At 55.1% G+C, this 23,167-nt stretch carries 24 protein-coding genes and 1 tRNA gene; 12 read left to right on the top strand and 13 right to left on the bottom strand.

The features are described from left to right. The gene (locus ACR0IO_RS00295) at nt 1-777 is read left to right on the top strand and encodes a squalene/phytoene synthase family protein (protein ID WP_480739775.1); all 777 of its coding nucleotides are present in this window, start codon (nt 1-3) and stop codon (nt 775-777) included. Here ACR0IO_RS00295 and ACR0IO_RS00290 read toward each other — a convergent pair whose 3' ends face one another. Continuing rightward, nucleotides 778-1,332: a YceI family protein gene (locus ACR0IO_RS00290; RefSeq protein WP_480738464.1), complete on the bottom strand. Its 555-nt coding sequence runs from the start codon at nt 1,330-1,332 to the stop codon at nt 778-780. Between the two features lie 129 nt (nt 1,333-1,461). On the opposite strand from ACR0IO_RS00290, the gene ACR0IO_RS00285 reads away from it, so the two are divergent. Then, on the top strand, nt 1,462-1,878 hold the full coding sequence (locus ACR0IO_RS00285) for a MarR family winged helix-turn-helix transcriptional regulator (protein ID WP_480738462.1): 417 nt from the start codon (nt 1,462-1,464) through the stop codon (nt 1,876-1,878). On the opposite strand, the gene ACR0IO_RS00280 is transcribed toward ACR0IO_RS00285, so the two are convergent. Next, nucleotides 1,875-3,095, bottom strand: coding sequence for an MFS transporter (locus ACR0IO_RS00280; protein ID WP_480738460.1), 1,221 nt, complete (start codon nt 3,093-3,095; stop codon nt 1,875-1,877). The genes ACR0IO_RS00285 and ACR0IO_RS00280 overlap by 4 nt on opposite strands. Nucleotides 3,096-3,191: 96 nt before the next feature. Here ACR0IO_RS00280 and ACR0IO_RS00275 point away from each other — a divergent pair, with 96 nt between their 5' ends. From ACR0IO_RS00275 to ACR0IO_RS00265, 3 genes are read left to right on the top strand one after another with little or no spacing between them, the layout of a single operon-like run. Beyond that, nucleotides 3,192-3,824 (top strand): DNA-3-methyladenine glycosylase family protein, encoded by a 633-nt coding sequence (locus tag ACR0IO_RS00275; RefSeq protein WP_480738458.1) that lies wholly within the window; start codon nt 3,192-3,194, stop codon nt 3,822-3,824. Then, nucleotides 3,821-4,486, top strand: coding sequence for an alpha/beta hydrolase (locus ACR0IO_RS00270; protein WP_480738455.1), 666 nt, complete (start codon nt 3,821-3,823; stop codon nt 4,484-4,486). Before ACR0IO_RS00275 ends, ACR0IO_RS00270 begins: the two co-directional genes overlap by 4 nt. 2 nt (nt 4,487-4,488) lie before the next feature. Beyond that, the gene (locus tag ACR0IO_RS00265; RefSeq protein WP_480738452.1) at nt 4,489-4,977 is read left to right on the top strand and encodes an N-acetyltransferase family protein; all 489 of its coding nucleotides are present in this window, start codon (nt 4,489-4,491) and stop codon (nt 4,975-4,977) included. On the opposite strand, the gene ACR0IO_RS00260 is transcribed toward ACR0IO_RS00265, so the two are convergent. Both ACR0IO_RS00260 and ACR0IO_RS00255 read right to left on the bottom strand, forming a co-directional pair. Beyond that, complete coding sequence (locus ACR0IO_RS00260) at nt 4,974-5,399, bottom strand: VOC family protein (protein ID WP_480738450.1); 426 nt, start codon at nt 5,397-5,399, stop codon at nt 4,974-4,976. The genes ACR0IO_RS00265 and ACR0IO_RS00260 overlap by 4 nt on opposite strands. Nucleotides 5,400-5,430: 31 nt before the next feature. Continuing rightward, the gene (locus ACR0IO_RS00255; protein ID WP_480738449.1) at nt 5,431-6,036 is read right to left on the bottom strand and encodes a pseudouridine synthase; all 606 of its coding nucleotides are present in this window, start codon (nt 6,034-6,036) and stop codon (nt 5,431-5,433) included. Nucleotides 6,037-6,248: 212 nt separating this feature from the next. Here ACR0IO_RS00255 and ACR0IO_RS00250 point away from each other — a divergent pair, with 212 nt between their 5' ends. Next, nucleotides 6,249-6,836 (top strand): HNH endonuclease, encoded by a 588-nt coding sequence (locus ACR0IO_RS00250; protein WP_155141950.1) that lies wholly within the window; start codon nt 6,249-6,251, stop codon nt 6,834-6,836. Between the two features lie 3 nt (nt 6,837-6,839). Here ACR0IO_RS00250 and ACR0IO_RS00245 read toward each other — a convergent pair whose 3' ends face one another. Further along, complete coding sequence (locus tag ACR0IO_RS00245; protein WP_155141936.1) at nt 6,840-7,304, bottom strand: disulfide bond formation protein B; 465 nt, start codon at nt 7,302-7,304, stop codon at nt 6,840-6,842. After that, nucleotides 7,301-7,879 (bottom strand): YqaA family protein, encoded by a 579-nt coding sequence (locus ACR0IO_RS00240; RefSeq protein ID WP_155141934.1) that lies wholly within the window; start codon nt 7,877-7,879, stop codon nt 7,301-7,303. Before ACR0IO_RS00240 ends, ACR0IO_RS00245 begins: the two co-directional genes overlap by 4 nt. A 145-nt stretch (nt 7,880-8,024) precedes the next feature. Between ACR0IO_RS00240 and ACR0IO_RS00235 the strand changes: the two genes are divergently transcribed. From ACR0IO_RS00235 to ACR0IO_RS00220, 4 genes are all read left to right on the top strand, one after another. Next, nucleotides 8,025-8,110 (top strand) — tRNA-Leu (locus ACR0IO_RS00235). Between the two features lie 368 nt (nt 8,111-8,478). Further along, nucleotides 8,479-9,447: a TAXI family TRAP transporter solute-binding subunit gene (locus tag ACR0IO_RS00230; protein ID WP_155141932.1), complete on the top strand. Its 969-nt coding sequence runs from the start codon at nt 8,479-8,481 to the stop codon at nt 9,445-9,447. A 110-nt stretch (nt 9,448-9,557) separates the two neighbouring features. Further along, nucleotides 9,558-12,167, top strand: coding sequence for a TRAP transporter permease (locus tag ACR0IO_RS00225; RefSeq protein WP_480738443.1), 2,610 nt, complete (start codon nt 9,558-9,560; stop codon nt 12,165-12,167). Beyond that, nucleotides 12,164-12,595, top strand: a complete 432-nt coding sequence (locus tag ACR0IO_RS00220) for a universal stress protein (RefSeq protein ID WP_155141929.1) — start codon at nt 12,164-12,166, stop codon at nt 12,593-12,595. Before ACR0IO_RS00225 ends, ACR0IO_RS00220 begins: the two co-directional genes overlap by 4 nt. A 17-nt stretch (nt 12,596-12,612) precedes the next feature. On the opposite strand, the gene ACR0IO_RS00215 is transcribed toward ACR0IO_RS00220, so the two are convergent. From ACR0IO_RS00215 to ACR0IO_RS00200, 4 genes are all read right to left on the bottom strand, one after another. Then, nucleotides 12,613-13,428 (bottom strand): sugar phosphate isomerase/epimerase family protein, encoded by an 816-nt coding sequence (locus tag ACR0IO_RS00215; RefSeq protein ID WP_480738440.1) that lies wholly within the window; start codon nt 13,426-13,428, stop codon nt 12,613-12,615. 64 nt (nt 13,429-13,492) lie between these two features. Beyond that, nucleotides 13,493-14,530, bottom strand: coding sequence for a lipocalin-like domain-containing protein (locus tag ACR0IO_RS00210; RefSeq protein WP_480738437.1), 1,038 nt, complete (start codon nt 14,528-14,530; stop codon nt 13,493-13,495). Next, nucleotides 14,520-16,934, bottom strand: coding sequence for an ABC transporter permease (locus ACR0IO_RS00205; protein WP_480738435.1), 2,415 nt, complete (start codon nt 16,932-16,934; stop codon nt 14,520-14,522). The genes ACR0IO_RS00210 and ACR0IO_RS00205 overlap by 11 nt, the downstream gene beginning before the upstream one ends. Further along, on the bottom strand, nt 16,931-17,578 hold the full coding sequence (locus ACR0IO_RS00200) for an ABC transporter ATP-binding protein (RefSeq protein WP_480738433.1): 648 nt from the start codon (nt 17,576-17,578) through the stop codon (nt 16,931-16,933). The genes ACR0IO_RS00205 and ACR0IO_RS00200 overlap by 4 nt, the downstream gene beginning before the upstream one ends. Before the next feature lie 176 nt (nt 17,579-17,754). Between ACR0IO_RS00200 and ACR0IO_RS00195 the strand changes: the two genes are divergently transcribed. Further along, the gene (locus ACR0IO_RS00195) at nt 17,755-18,189 is read left to right on the top strand and encodes a potassium channel family protein (protein ID WP_155141919.1); all 435 of its coding nucleotides are present in this window, start codon (nt 17,755-17,757) and stop codon (nt 18,187-18,189) included. Here ACR0IO_RS00195 and cls read toward each other — a convergent pair whose 3' ends face one another. The 3 genes from cls to ACR0IO_RS00180 all read right to left on the bottom strand — a co-directional run bounded on the left by cls (nt 18,190) and on the right by ACR0IO_RS00180 (nt 22,288). Then, complete coding sequence (cls, locus tag ACR0IO_RS00190; RefSeq protein ID WP_480738430.1) at nt 18,190-19,602, bottom strand: cardiolipin synthase; 1,413 nt, start codon at nt 19,600-19,602, stop codon at nt 18,190-18,192. It lies immediately after the preceding gene. 22 nt (nt 19,603-19,624) lie between these two features. After that, nucleotides 19,625-20,599, bottom strand: a complete 975-nt coding sequence (locus ACR0IO_RS00185; protein ID WP_480738428.1) for an HAD family hydrolase — start codon at nt 20,597-20,599, stop codon at nt 19,625-19,627. Between the two features lie 78 nt (nt 20,600-20,677). Next, on the bottom strand, nt 20,678-22,288 hold the full coding sequence (locus tag ACR0IO_RS00180; RefSeq protein ID WP_155141913.1) for an arylsulfatase: 1,611 nt from the start codon (nt 22,286-22,288) through the stop codon (nt 20,678-20,680). 196 nt (nt 22,289-22,484) lie between these two features. Between ACR0IO_RS00180 and ACR0IO_RS00175 the strand changes: the two genes are divergently transcribed. Then, nucleotides 22,485-23,165, top strand: coding sequence for a Crp/Fnr family transcriptional regulator (locus ACR0IO_RS00175; RefSeq protein WP_480738425.1), 681 nt, complete (start codon nt 22,485-22,487; stop codon nt 23,163-23,165). The last annotated feature ends 2 nt before the right edge of the window (nt 23,166-23,167 follow it).

The following is a 23,167-nucleotide window of genomic DNA, read 5'->3' as shown; positions in this document are numbered from 1 at the left end:
GTGAAGTTCGATGATGATGTAAAGGCCTGCGCGGGGCTTGTTCATCGCGCTGATCCCGACCGTTTTCTGGCTGCGATGGCTGCCCCGGTTGCTACGCGATCGGTTTTGTTTCCTTTGTATGCGATGAATGTCGAGGTTGCGCGCGCGCCCTGGGTCACTCAGGAGCCCATGATTGCAGAAATGCGACTGCAATGGTGGCGCGATGCACTGCAGGAAGTTGCCGAGGGGCCGACCGTGCGCAGGCACGAAGTAGTCACACCACTGTCACGTGTGCTATCCCCCCACTTGGCGGCGCAGTTGGATGAATATGTGGCCGTAAGACGTTGGGATATTTATCGAGATCCGTTCGAAGACGAAGAGCATTTCGAAAGCTATATTGATCACAGTGCCGGAACGTTGATGGTTGTCTCGGCACAAGCCCTTGGTGCTGCCGATGAAACGGTTCTGCGTGACTTTGGATACGGTGTTGGTGTCGCCAACTGGTTTCGAGCGATCCCCGATCTAGAGGCGCGAGGTCGTATACCTTTGCTCGATGGCACCCCGGATGGGGTTCGCATGTTGGCGCAAAAAGCATTGCAACGATTGATGAACGCTCAATCCAACCGAGCGGCAGTTTCAAGGGATGCATGCCCGGCACTTTACGCGGGCTGGCAGGCAGAATGGGTTTTAAAAAAAGTGATCGCACAGCCGGAGCGGGTTGCCCAAGGCGCGCTTGGGCAGGGAGAAATTCGTCGCCGCTTGTCTCTGATGACAAAGGCGGCGACGGGACGCTGGTAGTTATTCCCAGCCACCTTCACGAAGTTCGGCCGAGATCTTGAGCTTTACCGAGTCTGAAGTGCCGGGGGCAAACATACCAACACCATAGTCGCTGCGCAGCAACAGCCCTGTTGCTTCAACACCGACCCAATCACCTTGATAATAATCGAAAAAGCCGCCCAGCGGATGGGTGCCCATGAACTTGAGCTCGATATCCAAAGCTGCAGGTTTGGTCTGATCCTTGATCGTCAGGTCACCGATCATGCGCAATGTGTCTGCACCCGTCTGCACGGCTGAGGTCGAGACAAATCGAATCTCCGGAAAATCCTCGATCGCGAAGAAGTCGTTGCTTTTGAGGTGATCGTTAAGCGGCCCCCAGCCAGTTTCGAGGCTTGAGGCATCAATGGTGATGTCGGCGCTGGTTGCAGCAACGTTTTCTGGATCGAATTCTACAGTACCAGAAAGGGCGGTCCATTCGCCGGATTGTTCGGTCAGCCCGGCGTGATTGTAGTAGAAGCGGACTTCGGTATGGCTTTGATCGAAGTGGTAGGTTTCTGCAACGGCGGGTGAAGCCATTGCGAGTGTTAGAGTGGTTGCGCGCAAAAGGTTCATGGTGTTTCTCAGATTTGCTGTGGTTGATAAATAAAGATGTAAATGCATCTATAATGGTGCGCAAAGCAAAAATACAAAGCTCGCGGAGGCGTGATGAGCGGATTTGAGAAGAGAGAAGCAGCCTGGATCGCACTGAACCGGACACGCACGCGGATATTTGCAAGGGCAGAACAGGCACTGGTGGCGGCGGGATATCCTCGCCTGCATTGGTATGACGTCTTGTGGGAGCTCGAGCGAGAGCCGGAAGGTTTGAGACCTAAACAGCTGGAAGAGCAGTTGCTATTTGATCAATCGAGTTTTTCCAGACAGGTCGCGCGTATGGCGGAAGAGGGCTTGCTGACACGCCACGCTGTCTCAGGTGACGGTCGTGGCCGCATTCTTCGGATAACCGGGAAAGGCCGGGAGCTGCGTCAACAGATGTGGGAAATCTACCGGATACACATCGACGAAGGCATTGCCGAAGCTGAACAAAGCAATGCGTTTACAGCAATAACCGAGCTTGGTGATTAAACTGTTCGCGGGCGCATAGTCAGCCAGAGAAGAGCGCCGCCTGCCAAGGTGAGCAATGGAATCATTGCCAGATTTACAGCCGTCCAACCTTCGATCGGTGAACCGCCAGAGCAGTTCATCAATCCGCCCGAGGCGAGTGAGGCAAGTGTCACGCCGCCAAACACCAGAAGGTCATTCAGGCCTTGCATCCGACCACGTTCATGAACTTCGTGCGATGCCGCCAACATGCTGGTTGCGCCAATAAAACCGAAGTTCCATCCAACGCCCAATAAGATCAGCGCGACGAAGAAGTTTCCGAGATCCACACCCTGCAAGGCCACAACACCTGCGCCTGCCAGGATGGCGAGGCCAAGCGCTACAATCTTTTCAACACCAAAACGCGCGATTAAGTGCCCGGTGAAGAAGCTGGGCACATACATCGCCAGAACATGACTTGTGACAACATCGGCGGCGTCATTCGCTGTATAGCCACAACCGACAACAGCCAGCGGCGTCGAAGTCATGACAAGGTTCATCAAAGCGTAAGAGACCATTGCGCAGGTGATGGCAACAGCGATGCGTGGTGTTTTCAACAGTTCCAACCGTGTTCGCCCTTTGGGCGTATCCGCTGTTGGGCGGGGTGGCGTTGGAATATCCAGGAAAAAGAACAGCGCCGATCCTATGACGTTAACGGCGATTACGGCGATATAGGTGCCGAGAAACGGGATGACGTAGGACTCAGCGGTCAGTTTGACGATCTGCGGGCCGATGATTGCCGCTGCCAATCCACCCGCCATGACATACGAAATCGCTTTGGGCCGGAACTCGTCCGAAGCGGTGTCGGCTGCTGCAAAACGATAGAATCCATGGGCGCTCATGTAGATGCCGGTCAGCAGGCTTCCCAACAGGAATATCGGAAATGATCCGAGGTACAGGCCATAAGCACCTACGACACCACCACATGCGCCAGCGGTTGCACCAACTAGGAATCCGACGCGCCGCCCCCATCGTTGCATGATCGCCGAAATCGGTGTCGCTGCCAGCATCGACCCCAGGACGATGAGCGAGATTGGCAGGGTTGCAAGGCAGGGATTTGACGCCAGAGACTGCCCTGCCAGTCCACCCACGATAAAGATCATCGGCATCTGAGCGCCGAGGATAGATTGCGCAGCTACCAAAACGGCGACGTTGCGTTTGGCCTGTCGGTTGTTGGGCGGAGTGGTGGCGGTCATTGTCATGGGCATATGCGTATCGGCGAAAGCCGTTACTTACAAGCGGGTTGCATATGCGGCAAAGCCGCCTAACGTGCAGCGTGTATCTAAGGTGGAGAACTCATGGCCGTCGGTCGCATTATCGAAACGCCAGAATGCGTGGAAGAGGGGGCTGAGTGGCTGGCAACGGCCTGTCCGCGTATGGCTTATGCGATGCAAAAAACAGGGCCGTTGCCTCTACGGCGCCGACCAGACGGATTCTCTCAGTTACTGAGTGCGATAGTCAGTCAGCAAGTCAGTGTTGCCTCGGCCAATGCCATCTGGAAACGCCTCAAGGACGCGAAACTGACGGGTCCGCGCAAGATCATGTGGTCAACCGATGATGATTTGCGGGCCGTGGGTCTGAGCAGGCAGAAAATCCGGTATGCCCGTGCGTTGGCCGAAGCCCGTATTGACTATACAGCGCTGAGAGATGCGTCCGATGAAGAAGTCGTTGCAGTCCTGACCGAAGTGCCCGGCATCGGTATATGGACCGCCGAAATCTACGCCATGTTCTCTCTGGGTCGTGCGGACGTGATCGCGCCGGGTGATTTGGCCCTGCAGGAGGCTGCACGCATCCTCTATGACCTATCGAAACGTCCGACGGACAAGGAATTACGATTGATGGCCGAAGCCTGGTCACCCTGGCGTTCGGTTGCGGCGCGGGTTTTGTGGGCCTATTACCGGGTGGCTAAAGAACGAGAAGGGATCAGATGACACGGGTTTTGAATGCGCTCCGAAAAGAGCCGGTTTCGGGCGACACACGCTCGGTCGTGGTGTTCGTACACGGCTATGGTGCCAACGGGGCCGACTTGCTGGGTCTGGCCGATCCGCTGGGCGAGCATCTGCCGGACACATTATTCGTGGCACCAGATGCTCCGGAACAAATCCCCGGTATGCCCAATGGGTACCAGTGGTTTCCGATCCCCTGGATCGATGGTTCGTCCGAGGAAGAAGCGCGCCGCGGTATGGAAATGGCGGTTGAGGATTTCAACGCTTTCCTCGATGCCCTGATGGTGGACGAGGATGTCTTGCCAGAGCAGGTGGTTCTGTTCGGATTCTCGCAAGGCACAATGATGAGCCTGTATGTTGCCCCGCGCCGGGAAGACCCGGTGGCAGGTATCGTCGCTTTCTCGGGCCGACTGCTGGAGCCCGACTTGCTGCCTGACGAGACTGTCAGCAGGATGCCGGTTCTGCTGGTGCATGGTGACGCTGATGATGTTGTGCCGCCCCAGTCTTTGCCTGAGGCCGCTGAGGCATTGCAAAGCGCAGGGTTCCAGGAAGTTTACGCTCACGTCATGAAAGGCACAGGCCATGGGATTGCACCGGACGGTCTGAGCGTGGCGTTGGCCTTCATGCGCGACAAATTGAGCCTGTAACGATGATCGCCGTTCGCCCGATGATGCGAGAGGATGTGGCGGACACCTGCCGCATTCTCAATCAGATCATCGCGATCGGCGGTACGACCGCGATTGAAATCCCATTTTCTGAGCCATTGTTCGCGCAGAGCTATCTTGATGGAACAGATAAGATCTGTTGTCATGTTGCCCTTGATGATCAGGGTGAAGTTGCTGGTTTTCAATGGCTTGGGGCGCATGATGCGCTGCCTGATGACTGCGCGGATATAGCAACCTTCACGCGACGCGATCCGGTTCTGAAAGGCGCGGGTCGTGCATTGTTTTCCGAGACCTCAAAAGTGGCTTCAGCGCTAGGATTTTCCGCGATCAATGCCACTATCCGGGCCGATAATGTATCGGGCTTAAGCTACTACGATAAGATGGGATTTCAGGATTACTCGGTCGCGTATGGTGTGCAGCTGCGCGACGGAACGCCGGTAAACCGGATTTCCAAGCGTTTCACCTTGCGTTAATCCCAGAGATGGCCTTCGGCAAACTCGACTGAATTCCCTGCAGGGTCACGAATATACAGTGATTTCGCCCCGCCGGGCCAGTCGAACTCTGCATCGACCGGGATGTTCCAGTTGAGCAGGTGCTTACGCATTGCATCAATTTCATCCCTAGTCAGAACCAGACAAACATGTCCGGCTCCACGAGCACCATGCGGAGGAACAGGCAGATCTGGGTTGTTTGGCGGTTGCTCGGTTTGTTCCGGGTTGAACAATAACAGGACAGCGCCGCCGACACGGTAAAATACGTGACGATCCTCAACACGCTGAATGCGTGTCAGCCCCAGTATCTCACCATAAAACCGTTCAGCTGCATCCAGATCATCGACATACAACGCAGCCTCCAGAATGGCGGAGGGGGTAGGTATCTCTGGCGTCACTTTCATAAAATTAGTTTAGCGGAAATAAGGGCTTCTGTCACCGGCGGGGACGGCGATCTCTTTTTCGCTGCGGTGCCGAGTTCAATGTGGGCATGGGCAGGCTGTCCCATTGGCCGGGTTCCAACCCCTCCAAAGTCCAGTCGCCGATGCGGGCACGGATCAAACGCAAGGTAGGGTGTCCAACCGCTGCCGTCATTCGACGAACCTGACGGTTTCGACCTTCGCGCAACGTCAGTTCAATCCAGCTGTCCGCAACAGTCTTTCGCTCACGAATTGGCGGGGTGCGTGGCCACAGATCTTCAGGTTCATCTATCGCACGGGCCCGGGCAGGGCGTGTTGGACCTTCTTTGAGTTCAACACCGTCTCGCAACGCCTTGAGGGCGGCAGCATCTGGCACACCTTCGACCTGAACCCAATAGGTCTTGGCCATCTTGTGTTTTGGGTCTGATATCTGGGCCTGCAGGCGGCCATGGTCTGTCAGCAGCATCAGTCCTTCGCTGTCCCGATCCAACCGACCAGCCGGGTAGACGCCAGGCAGGTCGATAAAATCCGATAACGTGCTACGCGGCGATTCCGCGTTCGCACGGTCGGTAAACTGCGGCAGCACATCAAAGGGTTTGTTGAATCGGATGAACCAGGACATGCCCCGCCATAGCCCGAGCGACACACAGTGCGCAACCTGTGGATAACTGTCATGTCACTGTTACGGATTCGGCTTACCCAATCTTCGACATATTGTGGAAACTCAGGGCTTGTCAGAGTTTTAACACGATATATAGTCATAGTAAGACCGGGGCGGGTGCTCCCCGCTCTGGTGTCACAAACGGGCAGCTGAGAGCGAGGAGCGATTCTGTGATGGACGGAGACTTCAGGACCGAATTTGTCAGGGAACCCGGTGCACTAAAGCATCATCCGGCATTGGTTTTGAACGCCGATTACCGCCCCTTGTCATACTATCCGCTTTCGTTGTGGCCGTGGCAGGAGGCGATCAAAGCGGCCTGGTTGGACAGGGTCGATATCGTCGCCGAATATGACGAAGTTGTCCGCAGTCCCAGTACCGAAATACGAATACCTTCGGTGGTTGTCCTCAAAGATTATGTAAAACCCAGAAAGCGCGTGGCCTTCACGCGCTTTAATTTATTTTTGAGGGATGAGTTCCGTTGCCAGTACTGTGGCAGCCGTGGGGATCTGACCTTTGACCACGTCGTACCGCGTGCCGCGGGCGGGGTAACAAGCTGGCAGAATGTTGTGGCTGCGTGCAGCCCCTGCAATTTGCGCAAAGGCTCAAAATCGCTCCGGCAGGCGGGTATGACATTGCGCAAGCCGCCTCGGCAGCCGGATGCCGAGGCTTTACGCAATATCGGCCGTAAGTTTCCGCCAAACCACCTGCACGACAGTTGGATCGACTTTCTGTATTGGGATGCGGAACTGGACGAAATCTAAGAGTTACCGGCTACGCCACGCGGCAATCCAGACCAGTACCAGGCACGCTGATAGTACTGCGTTCCACCCGGCCATCGACAGGCCAAACAACTCCCATGGGATGTCGTCACAGCGAACCAGCGGTGCCGACATGATCTGTTCCATCAGCTCTTCCGCGGACAACCCTCCAATATCGCCCGAAGTGCAGCTTGTCGGACCTTCCCACAATCCTCGCTCGACACCTGCATGATATACTCCGATCCCGGCAGTGATCGATGCAGCGAGCGCACCCAGCAGGGGCAGGAAGCGCTGTCCGGGAAGGGCCAGCGCCACAACACCAATCAGAACGGCTGCGCCATGCGGATAGCGTTGCCAGATGCACATTTTGCATGGCGCCATGCCACCAAGATGTTGAAATCCCCACGCTGCAAGCAGCAGAGCGGCTGATCCGCCGGCTGCGAGGAATATGAGTGCGCGTTGTTTCGTCATATGTATTTCACCAACAGGAATCCTCCGATCAGGAGGAAGATGAACAGTGTGAAGACCAGACCCAGACGTTTCTCAATGAAATCCCGGATAGGTTCGCCGAACCCCCACAGCAGACCGGCGACGATATAGAATCGCAACGCACGTGCCAGAATCGATGTTGCGATGAAAGTCCCAAGCGGCATTCCGGTCCAGCCGGACATGATAGTGATGACCTTGTAGGGGAACGGAGTGATCCCCGCGGTCAGCACTGCCCAGAACCCGAAATCATTGAATCGCTGGTTGAATTCTTCCATGGCATGACCTTTGCCCATCGCTTCAAGGATCGGCTGGCCCAGACTTTCATAGAAGAATGCCCCGATCGCATATCCAAGCATGCCACCAAGTACTGAAGCCACCAATGCAACGGTGGCGATCAACCAGGCACGCGATGGGCGCGCAAGAATCATGGGAATCATCAGAACGTCAGGTGGAATCGGAAAGAACGAACTTTCGACAAATGCTACGATTGCCAGCGCCCAGAGGGCATGAGGGTGATCCGCCAGACGAATTGTCCAGTCATAAAGCGATCGCAACATTATATACTATGGTCCCAAGATCAGTTGGGGTTAGGCAAACCACGCACCTGCCAACGCGTCAACCGCTCTTGGTTGAACGAACAGGAAATTGGATGGTTTTTGCCTCTGGACCTTCCCGTTTGAGGACGCTAATCCATTGCACGTGGCCCAAGTGGCGGAATGGTAGACGCAGGGGATTCAAAATCCCCCGCCTTCACGGGCGTGAGAGTTCGAGTCTCTCCTTGGGCACCACAACCCTTACATCGATGTAGAACCAATTGTGTAAGCGTAGCAGCAGGTCTCTCCTTTGCGCTGCTTGCGACCACATACATGCGCTTAGATATGAACAACCTATAGGTGTCACGAGATTTGCGGATGTGTTCGTCAGGCGGGGAAACTCTCGCAAATATCGTCATATCTGAGGCTTTGCGCCCTTGATCCGGGCGCTGGCCTTGACAATCGATGTGTCTGAATGAAACGTCGAATATGTTGGGAGAGTTTGGAAAATTCAGTGAGTTGTACCCGTTGCAAGACGGGCAAGATTGACTTATCGGCACGGTCCCCGGACGGGGGCAATGCGCCTTTTCCGTCTGCCAAACATAAAAATTGGGAGTTCATAAATGAAAAACAGCAGCAAGCTCAGCCTCGGCGCGGTCATCACCGCTGCCTTCATGGCTCCGGCCGCTTATGCCGAAGAATTCATCACCATTGGTACTGGTGGTGTAACAGGCGTTTACTACCCGACCGGTGGCGCGATCTGCCGTCTGGTGAACAAAGGACGTAAAGAGCATGGCGTGCGCTGCTCGGTCGAATCGACCGGTGGTTCCGTCTACAACATCAACACCATCCGCGAAGGCGAGCTGGAGTTTGGTGTTGCTCAGTCCGACTGGCAGTACCATGCGTATAACGGCAGCTCGAAATTCGAAGAGGCTGGCCCCTTCGAAAACCTGCGCGCCGTATTCTCGGTACACCCTGAGCCGTTCACAGTTGTTGCTCGTGCCGATTCCGGCATCACCAACTTCGAAGACCTGAAGGGCAAGCGCGTCAACATCGGTAACCCCGGCTCCGGTCAGCGCGGCACCATGGAAGTCCTGTTGGGCGAAATGGGCTGGACCACTGACGACTTCGAACTGGCGACGGAACTGAAGGCGGCTGAACAGTCGGCGGCTCTGTGCGACAACCAGATCGACGCAATGGTTTACACCGTTGGTCACCCATCGGGTTCGATCCAGGAAGCCACCACCGCGTGTGACTCGGTTCTGGTGAACGTAAGCGGTGACGCTGTCGACAAGCTGGTCAACGACAACTCGTTCTACCGTACCGCAACCATCCCCGGTGGCATGTATCGTGGTTCGGACGGCGACACCTCGACCTTTGGTGTTGGCGCGACTTTCGTAACTTCGGCAGACGTGTCGGATGACGCGGTTTACGCAGTTGTAAGCTCGGTCTTCGAAAACTTTGATGACTTCAAAAAGCTGCACCCCGCGTTTGCGAACCTGAAGCCCGAAGAAATGATCGCAGACGGCCTGTCGGCTCCGCTGCATCCGGGTGCTGAGAAGTACTACAAAGAAAAAGGCTGGATTCAGTAATCCACCAGTGACTTTGGAACGAGGCGCAGTTTTGCGCCTCGTTTTTACCGGCAGAACACCGGAACAAAAAAACCGCGCCGGAAACCGGCCGCAGGACGGGGAGAGATTTGATGAGCGCTGATCAACAGGGCAATCGTCCGTTATCCGAAGAAGAACTGCAGGAACTGGTCGCATCCTCGGATGCGGGTGCACGTGATCCTGCTGGAAACGTAGGGCTGTTTCTGGCGATTGTCGCCGCAATCTGGTCTATTTTTCAGGTGGTTCTGGCGTCGCCTTTATCCAACTACCTGTTGCCCGGAAGTGTCGTCAACAACGCCCGTCAGTTTCACCTTGCTTTTGCATTGTTCCTGGCTTTCGCGGCCTATCCTGCGCTGAAGTCCAGCCCGCGTAACTATATCCCGATTCAGGATTGGATCATGGGAATCATGGGCGCGGCAATCGCGCTATATGGATATTTCTTCTACGATAAAATCGTGAATGCGGGCGGTCTTGCGGATGATACCGACAAATGGGTCGCTCTAGCTGGATTGCTATTGCTGTTCGAGGCCGCGCGTCGCGCGCTTGGTCCGGCAATGGCGATCATCGCGACGATCTTCCTGGCTTACGTATTCTTTGGGTCTTCTGAATGGGTCCCCGAGGTTATCCGATGGAAAGGTGCAAGCCTTAAAAAGGCTATGAGCCACATGTGGATCACATCCGAGGGCGTGTTTGGTATCGCCTTGGGTGTTTCCACCAAGTTCGTCTTCCTGTTCGTCCTGTTCGGAGCTTTGCTGGATAAAGCCGGGGCAGGGAATTACTTCATCAAGATGGCGTTTGGTGCGCTAGGCCACCTGCGCGGTGGACCGGCCAAAGCGGCCGTTGTTGGTTCGGCTGCGACTGGCCTGATCTCGGGTTCGTCGATCGCTAACGTTGTGACCACTGGTACGTTTACCATTCCGCTGATGAAGCGCGTTGGCTTTTCCAGCGAACAGGCGGGATCGGTCGAGGTTGCCTCGTCGGTCAACGGTCAGATCATGCCGCCGGTTATGGGGGCTGCAGCCTTCCTGATGGTTGAATATGTCGGCATCTCTTATGTCGAGGTAATTACGCATGCCTTCTTGCCTGCGGCGATTTCGTACATCGCTCTGGTCTATATCGTTCACCTCGAGGCGGTTAAGCGGAACATGCCGACACTTGGTGATCGCGATGTGCATCTGGCGCGGACGGTTGTTGGCATGTTGTCGTTCTTCCTGATCTTTGCAGGCCTTTGCTATGGCTCGCAATTCCCGGTCGATGCGGTAACGGCATGGGTGCCAACCATGGCCGGCTTGGTGCTTAGCCTTATTGTCTGCGCCGTCTATGTGGTCCTTCTGTACTTCGCGGCTCAGGTTCCGGATCTGGAGCCTGATGATCCGAACGCCAAAGAAGTCACGCTTCCGGTGATCAGTGAAATCTACAAAGCGGGTCTGCACTATCTGCTGCCGATCATCGTGCTGGTGTACTTCCTGATGATCGAGCAGAAGTCACCTGGCTTGTCAGCTTTCTGGGCGACGGCATTGCTGTTCGTGATCCTGCTGACGCAAAAGCCGCTCAAGGCGATCTTCCGTGGTGAAAGCAACCTGCCGGCGTTCTTTGTCGATGGTGTTGCCGACCTGTGGCAGGGCCTGATCGACGGTGCGCGCAACATGATCGGTATCGCGCTGGCAACGGCCACAGCGGGTGTTATCGTGGGTACCGTGACGCTGACAGGTGTCGGACAGGTGATGGCTGATCTGGTGGAGTTCCTGTCGGGCGGTAACCTGATCCTGATGCTCGTGATGGTCGGCCTTCTCAGCCTGATCCTTGGCATGGGTCTGCCCACCACTGCGAACTACATTGTTGTTAGCTCACTGATGGCTGGCGTGGTTGTGGAACTGGGGGCGCAGAGCGGACTGATTGTACCGTTGATCGCGGTACACCTGTTTGTCTTCTACTTTGGCATCATGGCGGACGTTACACCCCCGGTAGGTCTTGCAAGCTTTGCTGCAGCAGCCGTTTCGGGCGGGGACGCGATCAAGACAGGCTTCACGGCTTTCTTCTATTCGCTTCGTACCGTTGCACTGCCATTTGTGTTCATCTTTAACACGGATCTGCTGCTGATCGATGTGACATGGGTTGAAGGGATTATCGTGGCGATATTCGCGACGATAGCGATCCTTGTCTTCACAGCGGGCACCATGGGTTACTTCCTGACCCATAGCCGCATCTATGAAAGCATCGCACTGATCTTCGTGGCGTTTGCCCTGTTCAGACCAGACTTCTTCATGGATCGCATCGCGCCTCCATTCACTTCGGTCGAGCCTGCTGCATTTGTTGAGACGATGGGTCAGACACCACCCGGAACAGATGTTCGGATGGTTATCAGTGGGCCTGATTTTGACACCGGCAAGATGGTGGACACCACGGTTGTCGTGCCAGTTGGTTCTGAAGAGGGCGGTGAAGCGCGCGTAGACGCGATGGGGCTGCTGCTGTTCGAAGAAGATGGCCTTGTCAAACTTGAGGAACCGATGTTTGGATCACCAGTTGCCGATGATTTGGCGAACTTTGACTATTACGGTGACGAGGCCGTACGCCTGAGCTCCGTCAGTCTGCCGTCCAGCCAGCCTCCGAAGCAGCTGATCTATATCCCTGCGATGATCCTTCTGGGTCTGATCGCTTTCCTTCAACGCGGTCGCGCCGCAAGACAAGAGGTGCCAGCATGACAAACTCTGTTTTGTGTGCCGTCGATATCAGTAACGGCGATCTTGACGCTCAGGTTCTGAAACAAGCAGCCGAGTTGGCGGGGCATGAAGGGGCGCAGCTTGATGTCGTGACTGTGCTGCCGGACTATGGCGAGTCCTTCGTGAGCAGCTTTTTCGAGCCGCATCATCACGAGCAGGCGCTTGCGGATGCCCATGAAAAACTGACCCATCTCTGTGTTTCGGCCTTGGGCGAAGAGCGTAATGCTTCTATCCGCCATGTGGTCGCCACGGGGACAGCCTATCAGGAGATCCTGAAGACGGCAGAGAGTGCGGGCTCGGATCTGATTGTGATCGGGGCACACAAGCCTGATTTCAAAGACTATCTGCTTGGGCCGAATGCAGCGCGCGTGGTGCGGCACTCGACCGTTTCTGTCTACGTGGTCAGATAAATCAGTTCTGGGCCTTGCTATTCAGCCAGGCCCAGAGCAACCAAATGTTCAAACCCCGACATAACGTCGTTGCTGTGTCGCAGTTCCAGCACCAGCCGGGCCTGTGATGCGGCTTCGGCGATTGCCTCAAAGACAGCCTGCCAGTCTATGCTTCCTTGACCCGGCGCCCAATGTCGGTCTGCATAACCGTCGGCATCTTGCAGGTGGATATGCGCCAGTCGGTCTCCTGCAGCACGGACATAGTAGTCAATCGGCGGTGCGCCCGTAGCGCCATGCGCGTAATGCGCATGGCCAGTATCGAGTGACACGCGTACGAAGTCGGAATTGAAACTATTGGCCAGGATCACCCGATCAAGAGGGTTCTTATCCTCGATGTTCTCGATCACCAGTACGACACCGTATTCCTCAGCCCTTGCAACAACAGGTGAAAGGGTTTCGTGAACGCGCGAAATCTGCGTTTCTCGGGAAGTCAGGTCGCTGTCCAGGTTGTGGTAGTCCCACGTTGAATAAGGCGAGTGCAGGACCATTTGCGTTGCACCAAGTTTAGCTGCGATATCCAGCGCCTGGTGCATACGTTTCTGAACAATGATGCGCACTTCGGGATCATGGCAATCCAGCGGCAGATCATAGAACGGGCCATGAATACCCAATCGCCCCGAATACCCTTGCAAAGTGTTCTTAGCGGTGGCGATCAAGTCTTCAGCTGCATCGCCCAAATTGTTTGGATAAAAGAAATCCTGAATTTCCAGATCACGCTGCCCATCTACAAGCCAATCACGATGGGTCTTGAGATCGGCGACCATCAGCGCAGCGCCCACTTTGAGTTTTGTCATTTCCAGTCCCTCTATATTTGGGACCGTCATAAAAGGCAGCTGTGACAGTCTGGCGACATTTGGGTCAGTACCCGGTCATTTCCAGATAGCCCTGACCGCTGTGACTTCCTGAAACGAAAACCGGGCCTTCCCAATAGGCAAAGCGCGTTCCCATCCATGATTTGGGTGTAAGGGCGGACACCTCCACATCCAGTTCGCGATCCGGCAGGACCACGCGCCAGTGTACCGGGACATTTCTGTCAGCAACGGTTTGGGTTTCCAGAGGTGTGAATGAGACAGCGCCATCCGGCAAAGCAGTTCCAACACCGTTTGCATCAATCCATGTGGCCGAGGTGTAGTCTCCGCGATCGCCACGCAGGCGGAAGGCCATCAGCTTTTGTCCGTCATCAAAGCTCAGCGAAAACCAGTCCCAACCGCTTTGATCTGCCGCCAATGGTTGAGATGACCATTCCCGATCCAGCCAGCCCTGGCCTGTGACTGCGACATCTCCCTGAGGCAGGTGTAGGACACCTTCGACCCGGTAGCCGGGTTGCGAGTAGTAGTAGCTTGCCTGACCGTCGGCAGACTTGACCGAATACCCATCTTCGCCGTGAAATACCAATGGTCCTGCGGCATCCAGAGACAGGTCATAGCTGAACTCAGCCCCATTGGCCGTCAGGCGCAGCGCATTGATGTCGGGATCAGCTTTCATCTGCCATTCGTCGATCCATGCTTCGAAAGGTTGCGCAGTCACGCCTGCCTGACCAATGCCTCCGCGCGACAGCCTCTCGGCAAAGTAGTGAGCATCAGGCGTAGTGACGGCTGCATGACCCAGCCATAATTGCGGGCTTTGCCAACCATCCTCTTCTGATGGTTTCAAGGCCGAGCGAAACAGTGTCCATTGGATGCCGTAGTCTCGTCCATCCTCACCTTTGAGATTTGCGGTTAGGTACCACCATTCAATCCGATAGTCGGGATGCGGGCCGTGGTCCTGCGGAAACTGGAACTGATTTCCGGGCGTTGGGGCGGTGAAACCATCGGCGTTGCCCCCCAAACCGGCGTAACCTTGTGCCATTGCGGCCAGAGGGAACAGCAGGAACATCAAAAACGCTCTAACGTTCATTGGCAAATACCCTGAGAAGATCGGCGGGTGGGATGCGCCGAAGGCGCCATGCGGGCAGGGCGGCTGCTACTGCCGCAGCCAGCAGGGTCAGCAAAAACAGCCGAATCCAATCTGCTGGAAACAGATGCATCGGCAATTGCCATCCAAAGGCCTGAACATTGATCACTGACAAGAGTATCCACGCCAGGATTAACCCCAATGGCAAGGCCAAACAGGCAGTGAGTGCCGCCAGCAGTATACTCCGCAGCAGCTCCAACTGAGCCAATCGCGATCTGGTCATGCCGAGAGACCATACTGGCGCAATCTGTGGCAGTCGCTGGGTCCAGAGGGTCAGCAGACTGGTGAGGATTGCGAAGCCCGCGACCCCAAGCGTCAGCACATTCAGGGCAGAAGTGACGACGAATGTCTTCTCAAAGATCGCCAGAGACTGCTTTTTCATGGCGGCCTGATGCACCACGCTGGAATTTGGAAGATCAAAACGATCCCGTAAGGTCTGGGCCATTTCAGTTGCACGATCAGGGGATAGGCGAATGCCAAAGCGACGCGAAGCAGCGCCGGGCGCTACGAGATCCAGCATTGCCATAGAAACAATCGCCTGACCGGTCGGATTCCCATAATCAGAATAGACGCCAGCGATTTCGAGGGTGTGACGCGGGGCAAGCATCAGACTGTCACCCGGCCACAGGTTTTCCCGGCGCGCCAACTGTTCATTAATGAGGACAGCACCGCCCTTCAGAACACTATCCCAAACATTCGGAATTGAAGCGATCAGGGGCCAGTTCTGACGATAGGTATCGTCATCGATTATACCATACAGGAACAGCGGGCCTGTCTCATGAGCAAGTTCAATACTTCGAATTGGCAACACGGCGTCAACTTGGGGTGCAAGCCAGTCGATGATCTGTTCCGCCTGTTCGTTATCTGAGGCGGTGACATACAATTCGGATGTCAGGCGTTGATCAAGCCAGCCGATGAACGTCAGCCTGAAGCTGGAAACCATCGTTCCAACACCGACATTGGCCGCAAGAGCCAACAGCAGGGCCATCAGTGCAAGTGACAGTCCGGGAAGCTGCGCGCGCATATCGGCCCAAACCCACTGCGTAACTGGCCCTTTTGCACGCCGCGCAAACTTCGCCAATAGCACGGATAGAATGGCAGGCAGCAACAAGGCGGTTCCGGTTAGAATGCCCGCCAGCATCACAAAACCAGCGATCAGCCCTTTGGCACTGAAGAATACAATCATGCCGCCTATGATAAGTGCCAGACCCGACAGCGCGCTAAGTCTTCGAGCGTTTGTTTGGCCGCCCCATGCCTGCAGACCGGGGCTCGCGAGCAAGGGCATCCGGGACAGCCGCCAAAGCGCATGGCCGCTGGCGAGCAACGTGCCGCCGATTGCCATTGCCAGCCCCGATACGATCCAAAGTGGTCTGAGAGAGAGTTGCCCGTCGACTGGAGCGCCGTACAACCCTCTCAAGGTTACGGCGACATCAGGAAGCAAAGCCGCCGCAATCAGATGGCCAATCACCAAGCCCAGAATGCCTCCGATCAGGGCGAACATGATCAGTTCGGCCAACGTGATCCATACGAGCCGCCGCATCGAAACACCCAGCGCTCGCAAGGTGCGGATCATTCCACGTCGCTGGGCAAATGCCAGTCCGACCGTCCCATGCACGATGAAAAGACCAACTGCAAATGACAAAAGGCCGAATGCTGACAGGTTCAGATGAAAGCTGTCGGTCAGTTGTGCCGTATCGATTTGTGAGGTCGGGCTTTGTCTTTCCAGTTCAGGGGCGATTTCCGACAGCGGTGGCAATGACCCGGGTTGGTCAGGCAACACGACCAGTCTTGAAATTTGTCCGGACCGGTTCAGGAGCCTTTCGGCGACACCGATATCAGTCAGAATGAAATCCGGGGGCAGGGCGCTGCTGACAAGGATAGGTGGCAGATCATCGCGCCCATCGAACAGATCAATGAGATCGGGTGAAATCAACAACCGTCCCGGAGCAGTCAGTATTTCAGAGGGGTTTGGCGGCGTATCGCTCTGTTCCAACTCTGTCATGGCGGGCAGAGCGGGGTAGGCAACCATATCCACCCCCATCAAGCGAAGCGTGCGATCACCGATGCGGACCGGCCCCTCGAGCACCGCCGCTACCTGCCAGCCCGAGCGCCGCAGATCAACGTAGCGCGATAGTGGTATGTAGCCTGTTGGATCGCGTATTTCATCCAACTGTCCAACTGAAAGCTGGGCATTGGCCCGGGCATAGCTGGAACGCGCCTCGGAATTGATGGCCTGAACAGCTGACCAAAGGCCGGTCGCCAGTGCAATGCCGATCAGCAATGTGGCCAATTGCAGCCAGTGCCTGCGCCAGTGGGACAGCAATGCCTGAACCACAGGACCTGTCATGTGATACGACCGTTTGCCAGATGCGCGCGGCGGTCCAGTCTGGCAGCGATATCCTGAGAATGTGTGACCAAAAGCAACGCGGCGCCCGTATCGGCGACCAGAGACAACATCAGGTCCAGTACCACTGAACTGGCGGTTTCATCCAAGTTCCCGGTGGGTTCGTCCGCCAATAACAGCTTAGGCTTTGCTGCCATCGCTCGGCCAATCGCAACCCTTTGCTGCTGACCGCCAGACAGGCTCTCTGGATAGCGCTCCAGCAGGTCCCCAAGACCCAACCTTTGCGCCAGATGTGAAATCCACTCAGAGTCGCAATTGCCTGCCAACCGCGCATGAAATGAGAGGTTCTGGTCCACGGTTAGGGATGGGATCAGGTTAAATTGCTGAAAAACCAAGGACACTTTCTGGCGCCGCAGTTCGGCGCGTCCGGGATCATTCAGTGACGATAAGGCTTTACCATCAAGCGTAATCTCACCACCATCGAACCCATCCAGCGCAGCTGCCAAATTCAGGAGTGTGCTTTTGCCGCTGCCGCTTTCTCCGGTTAGTGCAAGCGTTTCACCCATGTCGAGCGACAGAGAAACGTCTTGAAGCACAGGGCGTCCACCGGGATAGGTTTTTTGAACGCGATCTATAGTCAGCAGCATGTCATCTCACTTTCTGTAAGCCACAATGTGCAACCGTATCCCCGACTGTCCATAGCGCAGACTGTTCGGGTTCCATTCGCCGCACCCACGCACAAAGGATGGCGGGGTTGCTCATACCCGAATGAGAGGTCATTCTGAGGTCGCATTCGCGATCACAAAAAAAGCAGGACCATTTCATGACGTTGTCGCAACAGATCCTTTGGGGCAGCATGTATCTTGGTCTTTGCTTCCTGGTCGAAATCGTGCTGCTGACATGGTGCACCCTGGTTATTCGCCGGATTGTCGAAAAATGGGAAAGCCAGGGCAAGATATTGGCAACCGCTGGTCCAATCACCATCGCGTTGGCGTTTATTATTGCCACCCATACAATTCAGGTTTGGATATGGGCCATCATCTGGGTTTTGGGTGATGTTCTGCCTGATTGGAACTCTGCGCTCTATTTCTCGTTGGTTACATTTACCACGCTGGGCTACGGCGACATTGTGCTTGGAGAAGGCCTGAGAATTTTTGGTGCTTTCGCATCTGTCACCGGCCTGTTGGCCTTTGGATTGTCGACTGCATATATGGTAGCTCTTATGAACCAGGTTTTTCAGGAACGTTTCCCCGACTGACTAAAGAATAGGGGCAAATAACCTCGCGATCGGTGCGCCAAAGCGGATATGAGTGGGCTGTTGCGACAAAGTGCGGGTCAGTTCATAGCTGGTTTCAAAGTCCTTGCGCAGCATGTTGTCTACGGCCTCGGCTGCGCGACTGTCGAAAAACAGTGCCATTGCTTCAAAATTCAAACGGAATGATCGGTTGTCAAGATTGGTGGTGCCCACGGCAGCCAGAGTATCATCCACTACGAACACCTTTTGATGCATGAAGCCATCAGTGTAGCGGAATACACGCACCCCGCATTTTCGGATCTCATCAAAGAACGCGAATGCGGCAAGCCACGGAAGGCGGTGATCAATGACATCCGGAAGAAGGATACGAACATCAACGCCGCGCAAAGCGGCATGTTGCAACGCAGTCATAATGTCGATGTCAGGCACAAAATAGGGTGATGCAATCCAAAGCCGTTCCTTGGCCTCTGCGATCGCGGAAAAGAACATCATCGCGCCTGTTTCGGTTTCATCTCCGGGACCGGTCGCGACGAGCAAGGCGTTCATATCCTGATCGGATTCATTGCCGGCCCAGTCGAGTTCATCGATCAGATCCTCATTCCGGGCCCAATGCCAGTCTTCGGTAAAGATCAGCTGCAACTGCCTGACGATATGGCCCTGCATTTTGATATGGGTGTCACGCCAGTGACCAAATTTCGGATCCTGGCCCAGATACTCGACACCAACATTGTGACCGCCAATAAACCCGACCTCACCATCAATAATCACTGTTTTCCGATGATTGCGGTAGTTGAGTTGGAAGCGAAAGTTAGGTCCGCGTTGCTCGCGCGGGTCCGCCACGTCGACCCCGGCTTTGCGCAACGTCTCAAGGTAATCCGACGCTAACCCGTAACTGCCAACGGCGTCGGTCATGAAACGGACATGTACTCCCCTTTGAACCGCTGAGATGAGTTTGTCCTGAAGCTCCATACCCAGTTCATCGTGGCGCACGATGTAGAATTGCACGAGGACGTAATTCTTCGCAGAATCAATTGCTTCAAAGATGGATTTGAAAGTGCTGTCGCCATCAATCAATAGCTGAGCGCCATTGCCACGCGAGACGGGCAGATGTGCCAGAGCCTCGAATGGTCTTGGGTTGATCTTCATTTTTTCCGGATCGGGTTTGGAATAGTCCGCAAAGGTCTTGATGCCCTCAACGACTCTTTCGCTTTCCCGGCGTGCCACGCGATATCCCCGAAAACGGTGGTGACCAAGAAACAGATAAAGAGGAACCGCCAGCATCGGGGCTGAAAGCAGGAATACCACCCAACCCACTGCGCCCTGAGGGGTACGCGCGGTTTGGGCCGCGCGCACCGAGAAAACCACGGCTACGCAAAAGAGGGCAAATAGAAACAGGGAAACGAGCACTGTCCACATGAATTTTTGGCGTCCTGACTATTCAGTTTTTGCCAGTGTAGATGCGTGACCAATCATTCGCCATATCAACAATCACCCATCCCAAATCCGGGCCTTTGTCCAACCCATCAACCAAACGGCCGATATGACTGTCTCTGTCATACGCCCATTCCCGTTCACCATCTGTATGATGGATTAACAGACCCATCCGCGGACCAGTTCCGGCAGTCGTCCATTCCAGCATCGCAAAGTCGCCATCTGAGTTGCCAGCTGCGAAGATCGGGCGCTTTCCGATCGTGCGATCAATATTGATGGGTTTGCCTTCCTTGTCGTCGATAAAGGCTAAGCCGGGTGCTTTTACGATGGTCGGTGTGCCATCGACGATTTCGTAGGTGCTGTCGTTGTAGGTTCCAAGGATTTGCTCGGGCGGAATCCCATAAGCTTTTTCAGCGAAAACGCGCATGAAATGAATGCCGCCGCCTGAGACGATATATGTCGTGAACCCCTCGTCGCGAAGATATCTGAGAAGCTCGACCATCGGCTGGTAAGTCATTTGATCATATGGCAAATTCGTCTTTGGATGCCGCGCCGTATCCAGCCATTCAGCGACCGATGTCTGAAAGTCAGCGACACTGAGGCCGGAATGTGAGGCGTTCACGACCTCGATCAGAGCTTCTTTGCCGCCTGCGGCAATTCCTTCGACATCTCCTTTGGCTGCGGCTTCCAGTGTGGGGCTGGACAGAATGGATGGATCGCTTTCAGCCAGTTCAGCCAGTTTGTCCATGGCGAAGATCAGTTGAAAATAGACCGGTTGCTCGGCCCAGAGCGTGCCGTCATTGTCGAACACTGCAATACGATCTGCGGGCGTGACGTAATCATCGCTGTCAGGATCCGTGACTCCATCAACGAAAGCGACGATCCGGTTTCTGGCCTCGGTATCGGTCCAACTTGGTAGCGGGTCGGCAGACAGTGTGAATGGAATGAGTGTGGCAACAACGATAGCAATGAGACGCCGCATGAGAATACCCTTTTGATTCAATCGGGAAGGGCCGCCTGTTTATCGGCAGCCCTTCGACCATTCTTAATGAACTTCGACTTAGTTGTTCGTCGGAGTGGTCAGCTTGTCCATCACCTGATCCAGATTGAAGCTGGCAGCTTTCTGACGCGGTGGGAATTCCTGGAAGGTCGCGAGGAAATTACCAACGTACTGCTGTGCGGGCACAAGGAAGTACGCCCGATCCAGCAGCCAGTCGTAGTAGGTGTTGGATGTGCGATAAGCCCGCTCATACGGGTCGCGGCGCAGGTTGATGATCAATGGAATCCGCAACTCGGTCCAAGGTTCGATCCACGCGCGCAGCGTTGCCCATGCCTTCTGCTCGAGGAAGATCAGCTTCCAGTCGTCAAAGCGAAGGGCGGTCAGATCGCCATCATCCGAGAAATAGAAGATCTCCCTGCGTGGGCTTTCCGCAGTTTCACCTGTCAGCAGTGGCAGAATGTTGTAGCCATCCAGATGCACTTTGTAATCGCGGCCCATGCCTGATGACGAGTATCCTTCCTTCAGCTTTTCTTTGATTTCAGGATCCCCCGCAACCGCCAGATATGTCGGCAGCCAGTCCATATGGTGCACGATCTCGTTCGTGACAGAACCCGCTTCGATTTGACCCGGCCAGCGAACCATCGAAGGCACACGCCATCCGCCTTCCCAATTGGTGTTTTTCTCACCCCAGAAAGGAGTAGCGGCAGCATCAGGCCAGGTGTTGTAGTGCGGACCGTTGTCGGTCGAATAATGCACGATGGTGTTGTCGGCGATGCCAAGTTCATCCAGCAGATCAAGCAGTTGGCCAACGTGCATGTCGTGTTCGATCATGCCAGCAGTGTACTCATCAGCCACGCCACCGACGATTTCGTTGGCTTGTGCACGCATGTCGTCTTTGACGTGCGTCCGGAAGTGCATGCGCGTACCGTTCCACCAGACGTAGAAGGGCTGACCTTGCTCGTGCGCGCGCTTGATGAAGTCGATTGCCGCAGCAACGGTTTCCTCATCAACAGTTTCCATACGCTTCTTGGTCAGCGGGCCGGTATCTTCGATTGTGCCATCCGCTTTCGACTTGATCACACCGCGTGGACCATAGGCCTCGCGGAATGTGCGACCATCTGCTAGCACCGCGTCACCGGGATAATCTTCGTTTTCCGGTTCTTCCTCAGCGTTCAGGTGATAGAGGTTTCCGAAAAACTCATCAAATCCGTGGTTTGTAGGCAGATGCTCATCTTTGTCACCCAGGTGGTTTTTGCCAAACTGACCCGTGACATAACCGTGGTCTTTCAGCAGGCCCGCAATGGTGGGGTCTTCGACCTGCATGCCGAGATCAGCACCGGGCAGTCCCACTTTCGACAAACCGGTACGGAAAACTGATTGGCCCATGATGTAGGATGATCGGCCAGCAGTGCACGATTGCTCACCATAATAATCGGTAAAAATCATGCCTTCATTCGCAACACGGTCGATGTTTGGCGTTCGGTATCCCATCAAACCCATCGTATAAGCCGATATGTTTGACTGTCCGATGTCATCGCCCCAGATAACCAAGATGTTGGGCTTTTGATCCTGTGCCCAGGCTGGAACGGCCAGTGCGACAGCGATAGATGCCACAGCGAACCGGCGCAGCCTGCTGCGCCAAATATCTGCAAAAGAACGGGGTGGTGACATGATTTACTCCTGCAATGGGGGGCCAAATCGACCCGGAAGTTATAGAGTATTGGCGACGACACGTTGTGGTCTAAGGGTCATCTGCTACATCGAATTCCCTGCCTAACTAATTGAATGGGCTTTGGAATCGGACACGCTTATTCTAATCGAGCAAACGCTCTTGAAATCTATCATATGATGAGATTGAAACATACTAATGTTTGATAAATTCAGTTACATGCATCTGTTTCAGAAAGACGGCTGGTTCGCAGATCGCAGCACGTCTTTTCAGAGCGATCTGCTTGGGTGTGCAATATCGAAGATCTTCGGCGTCGGAGAAACACTTTACCATCATGGTGATCCCGCCAACGGCATCTACGCCGTTTTGAAAGGAGGCATTCAGATCACTGCGCCATCTGATGATGGGCGGGATTTTGTGGTGCATCGTGAAGGCGCAGGTTACTGGATCGGTGATCTGGCCTTGTTTTCCGGTTCGCTCAGATTGGTGAGCGTGGTGACGACACAGGAAACGCAAACCTTGTTCTTTCCCAGTTCACGTGTCGAAAGATTGGTTTACCGCAACCCTGAGTACATCCGTGATTTCTATGCCCTGACGCATGAAAACATGCAGACTGCCCTGCGTATCATGGCGAATTTAGCCGTGACCGGAACAGAAAAGAGGCTGGTGCTCAGGTTGCTGCATCTCGACGAAGGTGCATCTGAGCCCGACGGCTGGATCATCGTTTCTCAGGAAGATCTGGCTGAGATGGTCGCCGTGTCGCAACCAACGCTGCATCGTAACCTGCACCGACTGGCTGATTTGGATCTGATCGAGCTTGGTTACGGTCGTGTGCGGCTTAAGGACAGACGCGCCCTGATCGAGAGCTGCGTGAGTTAACG

The organism is Ruegeria sp. CE12 (assembly GCF_056537525.1).
The sequence above is the reverse complement of the archived record's forward strand: the minus strand, read 5'-3'. Positions and strand labels throughout refer to the sequence as shown.